Source organism: Cyanobacterium sp. IPPAS B-1200 (assembly GCF_001747005.2).
Classification (GTDB): Bacteria; Cyanobacteriota; Cyanobacteriia; order Cyanobacteriales; family Cyanobacteriaceae; genus Cyanobacterium.
Window position 1 is genome coordinate 679,976 of sequence record NZ_CP182899.1, and the last position, 12,587, is coordinate 692,562.

General features: G+C 37.4%; 12 protein-coding genes. 7 read left to right on the forward strand and 5 right to left on the reverse strand.

The features are described 5' to 3' along the window. Positions 1 to 136: 136 nt before the first annotated feature. Both A5482_RS03040 and A5482_RS03045 read left to right on the forward strand, forming a co-directional pair. Positions 137 to 487: a phenylpyruvate tautomerase MIF-related protein gene (locus A5482_RS03040; protein WP_069791434.1), complete on the forward strand. Its 351-nt coding sequence runs from the start codon at positions 137 to 139 to the stop codon at positions 485 to 487. Positions 488 to 758: 271 nt separating this feature from the next. After that, positions 759 to 1,886: an aldo/keto reductase gene (locus A5482_RS03045; RefSeq protein ID WP_069791435.1), complete on the forward strand. Its 1,128-nt coding sequence runs from the start codon at positions 759 to 761 to the stop codon at positions 1,884 to 1,886. A 207-nt stretch (positions 1,887 to 2,093) separates the two neighbouring features. Here the strand turns inward: A5482_RS03045 and A5482_RS03050 are convergent, their stop codons facing one another. Together A5482_RS03050 and lipA are read right to left on the reverse strand one after the other, a co-directional pair. Next, positions 2,094 to 3,344, reverse strand: coding sequence for a lipid-A-disaccharide synthase (locus A5482_RS03050; protein ID WP_069791436.1), 1,251 nt, complete (start codon positions 3,342 to 3,344; stop codon positions 2,094 to 2,096). A gap of 34 nt (positions 3,345 to 3,378) precedes the next feature. After that, entirely contained in the window at positions 3,379 to 4,269 is an 891-nt protein-coding gene (gene lipA / locus A5482_RS03055) for a lipoyl synthase (protein WP_069791437.1), read from the reverse strand. 254 nt (positions 4,270 to 4,523) lie between these two features. On the opposite strand from lipA, the gene A5482_RS03060 reads away from it, so the two are divergent. Continuing rightward, entirely contained in the window at positions 4,524 to 4,940 is a 417-nt protein-coding gene (locus tag A5482_RS03060; RefSeq protein ID WP_069791438.1) for a secondary thiamine-phosphate synthase enzyme YjbQ, read from the forward strand. On the opposite strand, the gene bfr (A5482_RS03065) is transcribed toward A5482_RS03060, so the two are convergent. After that, positions 4,937 to 5,407 carry a bacterioferritin gene (gene bfr, locus A5482_RS03065; protein ID WP_069791439.1) on the reverse strand — a complete coding sequence of 157 codons (471 nt, stop codon included), beginning with the start codon at positions 5,405 to 5,407 and terminating at the stop codon, positions 4,937 to 4,939. The genes A5482_RS03060 and bfr (A5482_RS03065) overlap by 4 nt on opposite strands. Positions 5,408 to 5,470: 63 nt before the next feature. Continuing rightward, positions 5,471 to 5,935, reverse strand: coding sequence for a bacterioferritin (gene bfr, locus A5482_RS03070; protein WP_069791440.1), 465 nt, complete (start codon positions 5,933 to 5,935; stop codon positions 5,471 to 5,473). A gap of 414 nt (positions 5,936 to 6,349) precedes the next feature. On the opposite strand from bfr (A5482_RS03070), the gene A5482_RS03075 reads away from it, so the two are divergent. The 3 genes from A5482_RS03075 (at position 6,350) to A5482_RS03085 (ending at position 9,209) form a co-directional block, all read left to right on the forward strand. Further along, a complete protein-coding gene (locus A5482_RS03075) occupies positions 6,350 to 6,619 on the forward strand; it encodes a hypothetical protein (RefSeq protein ID WP_069791441.1) in 270 nt (89 codons plus the stop codon). 224 nt (positions 6,620 to 6,843) lie between these two features. Continuing rightward, positions 6,844 to 8,433 carry a glycoside hydrolase family 57 protein gene (locus A5482_RS03080; protein WP_069791442.1) on the forward strand — a complete coding sequence of 530 codons (1,590 nt, stop codon included), beginning with the start codon at positions 6,844 to 6,846 and terminating at the stop codon, positions 8,431 to 8,433. Positions 8,434 to 8,480: 47 nt separating this feature from the next. Beyond that, complete coding sequence (locus A5482_RS03085) at positions 8,481 to 9,209, forward strand: M48 family metallopeptidase (protein ID WP_446684802.1); 729 nt, start codon at positions 8,481 to 8,483, stop codon at positions 9,207 to 9,209. 3 nt (positions 9,210 to 9,212) lie between these two features. Here A5482_RS03085 and A5482_RS03090 read toward each other — a convergent pair whose 3' ends face one another. Then, positions 9,213 to 10,739, reverse strand: a complete 1,527-nt coding sequence (locus A5482_RS03090; RefSeq protein WP_069791443.1) for a YifB family Mg chelatase-like AAA ATPase — start codon at positions 10,737 to 10,739, stop codon at positions 9,213 to 9,215. A 479-nt stretch (positions 10,740 to 11,218) separates the two neighbouring features. Here A5482_RS03090 and A5482_RS03095 point away from each other — a divergent pair, with 479 nt between their 5' ends. Then, complete coding sequence (locus A5482_RS03095; protein ID WP_083260469.1) at positions 11,219 to 12,583, forward strand: CHAT domain-containing protein; 1,365 nt, start codon at positions 11,219 to 11,221, stop codon at positions 12,581 to 12,583. Positions 12,584 to 12,587 lie beyond the last annotated feature (4 nt).

The following is a 12,587-nucleotide window of genomic DNA, read 5'->3' on the forward strand; positions in this document are numbered from 1 at the left end:
AATCAAACATTGACCATAAAGCAAAGAAATAAATAGTAATATTCAAACAGTATTACTTAAATGATTCAACGATGAGTTATCTTTAAAAAGCAATTATAAGGATAAGATATAAAAAGTAAAACAGTTTTTAATAATTATGCCATTAATCAAAGTTCAATCATCCATAAGTAACATCGAAGAAAACCAAATACAAAAATTATTGACTACTTTATCAGCTAAACTGGCAAAACATTTAAGTAAACCAGAATCTTACGTAATGACAGCTTTTGAACAAAATATAAATATGACTTTTGGAGGAACATTTGAGCCTGTTTGTTATGTAGAAATAAAGAGTGTTGGTACTATGTCGCCTAATCAAACTAAAGCAATGAGTCAAGATTTTTGTAATGAAATCAATCAGCAATTAGACATTAGTTTAAACCGTATTTATATTGAATTTGCTGATGCTAAAGGCTCAATGTGGGGTTGGAATGGCTCTACTTTTTAGATAAATATTCCATAATTAGGATTGAAAGCAAGGGATTAAAACCCCTTGTCACATGATAGTAACACATATTTGATAGGTTATCTATCGCAATTTTTTTAAAATTTTATTTACTATAGCATTTTTTAGAATTATGAGATACATTTATTATTCTCAAGTCCCCCGAATTTACGGGGGATTTAGGGGGATCATTTTGTAACCCGTAATCATAATAATTGCTATATATTTTTCCTTGCATAACTTTTCTTTAAAGTCTATTTATTATTATTAATCAATGAAATATAGAAGGTTTGGCAAAACTAACTTAAATATATCAGTTTTTTCTTTAGGGTTAATGCGTTGTTGCTACTCCGAAAAACAATTATTTGAAACAGTTAGTAAAGCCATAGCATTAGGAATAAATCACTTTGAAACGGCAAGGGCTTATGGTAAAAGTGAACAATATTTTGGAAACTTTTTAAAGACTTCTAACATTAGTCGTCAAGATATTCTTGTTACCACCAAGTTAACCCCATCAGATTGCCAAAATATAGATAAGTCTTCCATAGATGAATCTCTTAATAATTTACAAACAAACTATATTGACTGTTTAGCTATCCACGGCATTAATACAGAAAAGCACTATCAACAATTACTAGAGTCTGATAGTTATATCAACAGGTTATTAGATGCTAAAAAACAAGGCAAAATAAAATATTTAGGCTTCTCTACCCATGGAAGTTTAGACATAATAACAAAAACTATCCAAACAGGTTTATTCGACTTTGTTAACCTTCATTACTATTATTTCTTTCAACGAAACTATCCCATTATTGAATTAGCAAAAAAGAAAGACTTAGGCATCTTTATTATTTCCCCCGCAGATAAAGGAGGGATGTTGTATCAACCACCCCAAAAACTGAAAGATTTATGTGAACCCTTTACTCCCCTAGAGTTAAACTATCGATTTTTGCTAGATAACCCAGCTATTACAACCCTTAGCCTTGGGGCTGCTAACCCACAAGAGTTATTCACTCCCCTAGAAGTTGCCGACAAGGATTATCCTTTAACCGATGAGGAGAAAAGAAGTTTTAATAATATAGAACAAAATTTACAGCGCACCTTAACCACTCAAAAGTGTTCCCAATGTTATCAGTGTTTACCCTGTCCTGAGAATATCAACATCCCAGAAGTATTACGTCTCAGAAATTTGGGTGTTGGTTTGGATATGACAGATTTTGCTAGTTATCGTTACCAAATGTTTGAAAATGCAGGTCATTGGTTTTGGGGTAACAAGGGTGATAAATGTACCGATTGTGGGGATTGTTTACCTAGATGCCCCGAAAATTTATCTATTCCTGATTTACTGCGGGATACTCACTCTTGCTTTAAGGGTAGCCAAGGGCGCCGATTATGGGAATAATCTTTTATCATAAAAAAATCTTTGTTTGTTGATAATTATGCACCCGCTTCATGGTATGCTTATATCATAATGGGAATCTTTGTGACTAAATATAAACTTAAAGATTTCTATTATATTAAATATATTGTAATAATCTCACACCCAGAACCAAAAGTCAATAATAAAAAATGATTGTTTAAAACTTTGTTACAAAAGGAGAAAATAGTTTTAGTTGTCAACTTGGTTCATGTATTGAATGACTAAATCCGCTATTTTTTTACGAGCGCCCTTACTTTTAGTGACAGAGGACAACTCTTTTTTTATGTCCTCTAGTTTTTGAGGATTTTTGTAATAATCTAAGATAAGATCACCTATGTTATCTACTTTTAAATGACCAATTAATTCAGGAACAATTTCTTTTTTTGCCCAAATATTAGGCCAAGCATATAACCTCTTATTTTTAATAGTATATTTAATGATGAGCCAGTTAATTAACTTTGCAAAGTTGTTTCCTAACCAAGGTAAATTCATCAAGATACCTAAAATACCATCCCAAGATTTCATCGCATCTAATTGATAAGTGGGAATTAAAACTATCATAGGAACTCCCAAGGAGGTTAACTGTGCTGTATTTGCTCCCACGGTGGTAATACAAATATCAAAGTTTTTTATCTCTTCATAACAAGGAAAATTAGTAATTAATTCTATAGTTAAATTATCCGATATTTGTAATGATTTATCATCCACTAATTTTATGGTTAAATCAGTAAAAGTATTAACAAATTCATTTTTATTTTTATCTCCATAACTAGCCAATATTTGTGGAGAAATGGTGGGAGCAACAGGAATACTAAATTTTATATCAGGATTTTTATTATACACATAATGGGCGATCGCACTGAAAAAAGGAACACCTTGAGTTAGTTTACTAGATTTAGAACCGGGTAATAAACCAACATGAAATTGTGACGAAGTGTTATTAATTCCATGATCGGGCACATCCGCCATCAAATCTCCCACCACCGTCACCTTATGATGAAAACGAGGGGGCATCTTATCCCTTACCGATGAATTCATGACAGCAAAATGATCAATCTGACTAGCCCAACGGGCATCCCATTCCGCATAAACAATGCTTTTATAACCCAATCTTTTGGAAGCTACCACCGTAAAAAATTGATCACCACCCAAAAACAACACCAAGCCATTTTTACACCAATCCCAATTATCTACCGTCCTACCAAATAGTAAAAAATTGAAAAAATGAGCCGCTGACTGTACCCGATGAATGCCATCACAACGAAGGGCAACATCAGCTTCATTCCCCGTACTATTCGGACAGGGTGATAAAATAACAGACACTCTAACATCCTTAAACCCCTCACCGAGAAGACGTTGGATTTTTTCCACCACAGGTATAACCCAAGTGGCAATTTCCCCTGGGCCGTTGGATAGGATAAGGATGTCAAAATGTGCCATAGGAAGTAGTTAGAAATATATTTTCATTATTCATTTACCCCTTAACCGTTTCCATGGTACGAGGATACAATTTCATTAAATTGCGTACTTCTTCCGCATGATATGAGCTACGGGTGAGGGGGGTTGAAACCACCTGTAAAAAACCTATTTCCTCTCCATAAACACGCCAACTATCAAACATTTCAGGAGTAACAAATTCCTTTACCTGTAGATGATGGGAAGAAGGTTGCAAATACTGCCCAATGGTCAAAATATCACAATCAACGGCTCGTAAATCCTGCATTACTTGCTTAACTTCCTCGTCACTTTCTCCCAAGCCAACCATAATTCCAGACTTGGTATAAACACTTGGGTTTAACTTTCTAGTTTGGGCAAGGAGTTCGAGCGATCGCCCATATTCTCCTTGGGGGCGCACCTTACGATATAATCGGGGTATCGTCTCCGTATTGTGGTTCAAAACCTCTGGGTTAGCGCTTAAAATCTTTGCCAAAGCATCCCAATCACCGCACAAATCAGGAATTAAAACTTCAATGGTAGTATTAGGAGATAACTTACGGGTTTCCTCAATACAAGTCACAAATTGACTAGCCCCCCCATCAGGCAAATCATCACGATTCACAGAAGTAATTACCACATGGTTAAGTTTGAGACGTTTAACCGCTTCTGCCAACCTTAAAGGCTCAGTGGAATCTAACTCCTTGGGTACTTTTTCAAAATCAATGTCGCAATAAGGACAAGCACGGGTACAAGCTGGCCCCATAATCAAAAAAGTGGCAGTACCAGCATTGAAACACTCGCCGATGTTGGGGCAGGATGCTTCCTCACACACAGTATTTAAACTTAAATCCCTGAGAATATCTTTTACGCTACCAACTCTTTGTATTTGAGGAGCTTTTACCCTCAGCCATTCTGGTTTTACAGTCACGGTATTTTATGCTATGTCTTAACTATTGTTTGCTAACCCTGATCCTACTCTCCATTTCACAAAGTAAAATCAAAGCTCCTGTTTACAATTATATCTCGCTATTTGAGCAATATTCCAGAGGTTTATGTAACCAATGTTAGAGTAATGAATGATTATGGATTTTATGGTGTTTTTCTATTAAACTGTTTTAGTAAATACCTTTATTAATTATTCTTGGATATTTATTCGCTCTGAGCAAATAATTAATTAATACTATGGCTTGTCATCAAAACACTTTAAAAATTAAAACCAGTGGTAAATGTTTACATAATATCACCCGTGATGTTGCTTCCGTGGTGGGGGAGTCGGGCATCAAAATGGGATTATGTACTGTGTTTATCATGCACACCAGTGCTAGTTTAATTATCCAAGAAAATGCTGACCCTGATGTGTTGACGGATTTGAGCAATTTTTTTGATAAACTTGTCCCCGAAAGTGCCACGGACTATTATCACAGTGCAGAAGGGCCGGATGATATGCCCTCCCACATTCGCTCGGTTTTAACCAATACTTCCCTGACTATTCCTGTTAATAATGGTCATCTTTTGTTGGGAACATGGCAAGGTATCTACGTTTGGGAACATAGGATGCGATCGCACTTACGCCAAATCGTAGTCCACATCAACAATTAACCCATTTGAGATTGTAGATAGTTGGGTAAACCAACGTTATCAATTAACCATAACTGTTGTTCTAACCAGTGCGCATGATCTTGCTCGGTATCATCCAACATCTGACGGAGTAAATCTCTGGTGACGTAATCTTGTTCATTTTCACAAAGGGCGATCGCACTTTTAAGATTACCGATGACTTCATACTCCAACTCAAGGTCTTTTTTGAGCATATCAGGGACGGTTTTACCCACATTCAAATCAGCTTGATCACCCAAATTGATAGAACCTTCTAAAAATAAGATACGCTTAATTATCATGTCTGCGTGTTGGGTTTCGTCCTGCATTTCATGATCAATGCGTTCATAAAGTTTATTTAAGCCCCAATCTTGGTACATACGAGAATGGGTGAAATATTGATCCCTTGCGGACAACTCGCTACGAAGTAACTTTTGTAACTCTTTAATAACTTTTTTACTACCTTTCATTGTTTCCTCTTTATTATCTTTATAAAACTATCTACGAATAGGACAATTAAATCCTTCCATTACCTACATCATAGACTGTAAGAAATTCTGTAAACCCGACTCTTGAATTAACCACTGTTGAGACTCAATCCAATCAATTTGCTCTTCTGTTTCTTCTAATAAATCTCGGAATAAATCTCTAGTTACGTAGTCCTGTTGATTTTCGCTAAGGGCGATCGCACCCCGTAAACTTTCCGCCATATCGCTAGTAAGGGTTAAATCATTAGCCAAAATTTCAGGTACATCCTCCCCAATCAAAAGACTACCCAAATCTTGTAAATTAGGTAAACCTTCCAAAAAGAAAATACGCTCAATAATTTTGTCAGCCTGTTTCATCAACTTGATTGAGTAACTATACTCATATCCATTTAAACGATCTAAACCCCAATTTTTGCACATTCTAGCATGTAAAAAAAACTGGTTAATCGCAGTCAATTTAATCTTTAAGACTGTATTAAGTTGAGCCTTAACATCTTGATTTCCCTGCATACTTTTACCTCTCTGTTACCATTTCATCATATACCATTCTCAATAAAAAAGCAAGGTTAAAACTTTAGATGTATATAGCCTCTCTCAATTAATTTCACTTATTGATAATAGTTATTGACAATGATTCCATGACAAAATACTTAGATTTAATCCATAAAAGTCAATGGTGATAAACGAAATAAACAAACATAAAAAAAATATTAAAAATATTATTGCTAAAAATTTAATTTAACCAAAAACAATTTATCCTATTTTGACCCTAAAAATAATTTCATCAGGGATAACCAACAAAGTCCTAAAACAGAAAAAAAATGACAACAATAAAACCTAGTTAGCCCTAATTGTTTAAAACCAGTTCACGAGCTTTTTTTTGTTGCGAACATTGAGACATAGAGCAGATATAGGAAAACGACCATGGAAAGATATGAACTTAACGAATCCTTGAAAACTGGAGTAAAAATCATTGACACTTATCATAAAGAGCGAATTAATGCCATCAATGATTTAGCCGATGCCATATTTTTAGATACCGTCAAAAAGTATCAAATTAAGTACCGAGAAAATCCTGAAAAACAAAGTGCGATCGCCCTTAAAATCCATCAAGAATTAGCCCATTGGCTAGTAAGACATATCAAAGGTATCGAGGTAAAACGAGGAGCCGAAACGATCGCCGCAGGAGCTTAAACCATAGAAAAGAAAGCAGAAAAATAATTGATCCCCCATAACTACCAAAAAGGGATCAACAAAAAAATAGATGAAATCAGAAAATAAAAACAATAAAACTAAAAAATAACACAAAAGAGGGAATAATTTTTAGTGATAAAAATGTTCAAAGTCGCTTAATATTGCTAGTAACAGTAAAAAATTAAACTGTTAAACTGTACAAAAAAAATAGTGATTGACAAATTATGGCTCTTGGCTATCTTGCCTTAGTGCTACACGCACACTTACCCTTTGTCCGCCATCCAGAAAGTGACTACGTCCTAGAAGAAGAGTGGTTGTATGAAGCAATCACCGAAACTTATATACCACTGTTACAAGTATTTAACGGACTAAAAAGAGATGGCGTTGACTTTAAAATGACCATGAGCATGACACCCCCTCTTGTGTCCATGCTACGGGATAAACTCCTCCAAGAAAGATATGACGAACATCTTACTCAGTTAGAAAAATTAGTTCAAAAAGAAATAGACCACAATAAAGATAATGGTCATATCAAATATCTTGCCGAATACTATGCCCAAGAATTTAGTGAAACCCGCAAAGTATGGGAACACTACAAAGGAGACTTAGTTAGTGCCTTTAAAGGATTTCAAGACAGTAATAACTTAGAAATTATTACCTGTGGTGCTACCCACGGATATTTGCCCCTCATGAAAATGTACCCCCAAGCGGTGTGGGCGCAGATAGAAGTAGCCTGTGAACATTACGAAGAAAACTTTGGTATTCGTCCTAGGGGGATTTGGTTGCCCGAATGTGCCTACTTTGAAGGCTTAGAAAGAATGTTGGCGGATGCTGGTTTACGGTACTTCCTTACCGATGGTCATGGTTTGCTCTATGCCCGTCCTCGTCCTCGTTTTGGCACTTATGCTCCCATTTTTACCGAAACAGGGGTTGCAGTATTTGGAAGGGATCATGAGTCTTCTCAGCAGGTATGGTCATCGGAAGTTGGTTATCCTGGAGATCCAGTTTATCGAGAGTTTTACAAAGATATTGGTTGGGAAGCTGATTACGACTATATCAAGCCCTACATCATGCCCAATGGACAACGGAAAAATGTGGGGATAAAGTACCACAAAATTACCAGTCGTCAAGCAGGTTTATCGGACAAAGCGCTTTATGATCCTTATTGGGCCAATGAAAAAGCCGCCGAACACGCTGGAAACTTTTTGTATAACAGAATGCAACAGGTTCAGCACCTAGCGGGAATTATGCAAAGGGAACCCATTGTGGTGTCTCCCTATGATGCGGAGTTGTATGGGCATTGGTGGTATGAGGGCCCAAAATTTATTGATTACCTTTTCCGCAAGGCATGGTTTGACCAAGATACTTTGTATATGATTCATCTTGCAGATTATCTAAAAGGACATCCAAATCAACAGGTGGCGATTCCTTCTCAATCTAGTTGGGGTTATAAGGGTTTCCATGAATATTGGTTAAATCATACCAATGCTTGGATTTATCCTCACCTTCACAAAGGGGCGGAAAAAATGATTAATTTGGCAACTAAAGAGCCGAAGGATGAGTTGGAATGGCGCGCCCTAAACCAAGCAGCGAGGGAGTTGTTGTTGGCTCAATCCTCTGACTGGGCATTCATCATGCGTACTGGTACCATGGTACCTTACGCCGAAAGACGGACAAAAAGCCATTTATTGCGGTTGAAGAAGTTGGAGGAGGATATTTGGAGCGGAGAAATTGATTCTGGTTGGTTGCAAAAGGTAGAGGCCATTGATAATATTTTTCCTAGTATTAATTATCGTGTTTATCGTCCTATGTAGTTGTTGTTTTGTGGTGGGCGATGCCCACCCGATATGATTAAAGTTTGATGAAAAAAAGTATTAAGGTTGGTGACATTGCGATCGCCCTTGAGCGCAAAAAAATCAAAAATATGTATCTCAAAGTGCGCCCTCCCGAAGGAGAGATATTAATCTGCGCCCCAGAAACCATGACACTGGAAACCATAAGAATGTTTGCCCTTAAAAAGTTGCCATGGATCAAAAAACAACAAAAAGCCATACAATCTCGCACAAGAGAAGCACCCCGTCACTATATCGATGAGGAAACCCATTATCTTTGGGGAGAGGGTTATTTACTGAAAATTATGGAATCGAATAATGCACCTAGGGTAACTCTCGGTCATAAAACTATTTTATTACAAATACCTCCTGAGTGCGATCGCGAAGTGGCGCAGCGCGATCGCCTTACAAAACAAGTTATTATGGCTCAATGGTATCGAGAGCAATTAAAACAAGCTATTCCCCCCCTCATCGAAAAATGGCAACCCATCATGGGAGTAAAAGTAAACAGGTTTTTTGTCCAGCAAATGAAGACAAAATGGGGGAGTTGTAATGTTACCCATGGCAATATTCGCCTTAATACTGAACTAGCAAAGAGACCAAAAATATGCCTAGAGTATGTCGTTGTCCATGAAATGACGCACCTACTAGAAGCCAATCATGGTAAAAAATTTGTCGCCCTCATAGATACTTTTTTGCCCCCATGGCGAGAATACCAAGAAATGCTCAATAGTTTACCTCCTAATAGAGATAATTAAGCTTTATTGCATTCTGTCGATGGTACGATATTGGATAGCTTCGGCAAGATGATAACTTTGTAAATCGCTATCTCCTGCCAAGTCAGCGATGGTGCGTGATACTTTCAAAATACGATCCATTGCCCGTGCCGAAAGTCCTAATTTTCGGATGGCATTTTCCAACAGGTTACGGCAGGTTTCATCTAATGCACAGTATTCCCGTAGATGCTTTGACTGCATTTGAGCATTACTGCTTATTTTATAACCTTTGAAGCGTTCCTGTGCGATCGCCCTTGCTTTATTTACCCTCTCCCTCACCGACTCCGAATTTTCCCCTTGGGGCTGACTGGTCATTTCTTCGGGCTTGAGACGACTAACCACCACCTGTAAATCTATCCTATCCAACAAAGGGCCCGACAACTTCGCCCAATATTGCTCCCTTTGACGAGGCGAACAACTACAGGGCTGAATAGAATCCCCATAATAACCGCAAGGGCAAGGATTGGTACTCGCCACCAAGGTAAACTGGGCAGGAAACTCCACCGACTGACGGGCGCGGGAAATAGTTACAAAACCATCTTCTAGGGGTTGCCGTAAAAATTCTAATACATTCCTCTTAAACTCCGTCAACTCATCCAAAAATAACACCCCGTGATGAGACAAAGAAATTTCCCCCGGTTTAGGATAACTACCACCCCCCACCAAGGATGCCCCACTAGCCGAATGGTGAGGACTGCGAAAAGGGCGCGATCGCACCAAAGAACCACTATTTTTTAACAACCCAGCCACCGAATAAACCTGAGAAACTTCCAACGCCTCCCCAAAACTTAGGGGCGGTAAGATGCTCGGTAAACGCCTTGCTAACATAGTTTTTCCCGACCCTGGAGGCCCCACAAAAATCAAATTATGGCCCCCCGCCGCCGCAATTTCCAAAGCTCTACGGGCATGGTTTTGCCCCTTCACATCCTTCAAATTATCCATCAAAGCAAAAAGAGGCTCAAAATCTTCCCCCATATTTACCCTTGTGGCACTAAATTTCTCAGGCTCTTGCAAAAACTGGGCAACCTCATCCAAATTATTTAAACCATACACCTCCAAACCTTCCACCACCGCTGCTTCCTGAGCATTTGCTTTGGGTAAAACGATCCCCTTAAAGCCCAACTTCACTGCCACCGCTGCCATGGGTAATACCCCCGCTATGGGGCGTAAACTACCATCCAAAGACATCTCCCCCAAAAAAAGATAATCTCCCAACAAAAGAGGATCAATTTGTTCAGAGGCCGCTAAAATACCAATGCTGATAGGTAAATCAAAACTAGGACCTTCCTTTCTCAAATCAGCAGGGGTAAGATTAATCGTCACCTTGCGCATAGGAAACGCAAACCCAGAATTTTTGATGGCTGCCTTCACCCTCTCCCTCGACTCCTGCACCGCCGCATCAGGTAAGCCCACCACCGTAATTTTAGGTAATCCCCCCGCCACATCAACTTCAACCCCTACCTTGATAGCATCTACCCCCACCACCGTAGCGCTCCATACCCTCGCTAACATATCAAGTATTTCTCCTAGATTATCTTCACCATATTTTAGTTACTTTTAGGATGAAAAATAAAGATTCTATTGATAAAACTTTAAATAAGGAACAATGAACATTAAATTGTGGTAACATTTTCACACACAATTAGTGAATAAAGAACCATTGATAATGTTGAGTAAAAAAATAGCTTTGTTTAATAATAGTAAGAATTTTTATTAAATTACAATATACATTTAGGGTTTTAAATGTTCTCAGAATTTTTAATTTTCCACTCCTCACCTTAATTAAAATAATATATAAATAAAGTAATTTTCAAAAGTTTTATACTTGATTAATAAATGTGTTGGTATAAGTATTGTGTATAATTTATAATTAATTTATAATTAATTTTATGCTACCATTAATTAGTTATTTTTTAATATAAAAATAATTATCACAGTACCTTTAAAATAGATAATCTGGAAATTAATGATCTCCATAAAAAATTAAAATTATGTTTAATAAAAGAAAAATAGTTTACTTTTTTACCTTTATTCTTACTTGCTTATCAATTCTTTTTTTTAGTAATCAATGGAGTAATAATAATCTCATTGCCATGGATGATATTGACCATAGGATAGATTGGTCACAAGAAATAATCAAAATAGATGAAGATTGTAAAGAAGACTATCAGAATTTTTTTCGTACTAACTTTACCGATGAAACTGTACAAATTGAGCAAGTAGCTACCCAATTAAAAACCCTAAAACAAGAAACAGGAAAAAATGCTGCGGCTATCTGGGTATGGTCATATCCTGAAGCCTTAGAATTAGCCATTATTACCGCCGAAAATAAACCAGTGGGGAAAAGATTTTCAGATGTTAATGCCTTAGAGATCGATACTGTAATTGATCAATATACTAACTATATTACAAAACCATTCTCATCTCAACAATCCTCAACTTCAAGCGCTTCTGCTCAAAAATTGTACGAATGGATAATAAAACCCCTCGAAACCCAGTTACAACAAGAAAATATCGATACCCTAATTATTTGTGTAGGGCCTAGATTAAGAAGTATTCCTTTTGCGGCTTTTTCCGATGGTACTAATTTTTTAGTGGAAAAATATAGCATCTCCATGGTGCCTTCTTTCGCCCTAACCAACCTTGATATAAGTCGCAAAAATCAAGATGAAATCCAAATTTTGGCCATGGGAATGTCTAATTTTGAATTTCTTAGTCCCTTACCTGGAGTAACCCTTGAAATTAATAACATTGTTCCAGCGCCTTGGGATGGGGTAAAAATGACCGAAAATCTATTTACCCTCGAAAATTTGAGAACTCAAAGAGAGCAAAACCCTTATGAAATAATTCATTTAGCCACCCATGCTAAATTTCAACCTGGAGATCCTGCTGACTCTTTCATTCAATTGTCCGATCGCCCCTTAACCCTTACAGACATCAGAGATTTAAATTGGCATAGCCCCCCCGTATCCCTTTTAACCCTAAGTGCCTGTGAGACAGCCATGGGGGATGCCGAGGCTGAATTGGGTTTTGGAGGTTTAGCAGTACAATCTGGGGTGCGATCGGCATTAGGTAGTTACTGGCAGGTAAGTGATGCAGGTACTTTAGCCCTCATGAGTGAATTTTATCAACATCTCAAATCCTATGAAACTAAAACCGATTTGTTACTCAAATCCGATGCCCTAAGAGATACCCAGGTATCTATGATTAATCGTCAAGTATATATAGCTGATGGACAACTCCGAAGCACCAGAGGTAACTTATCTCTACCATCTATATCCACACAATTCGGTGACGAAGACTTATCCCATCCCTTTTATTGGGCTCCTTTTACCATTATCGGTAGTCCTTGGTAATGAA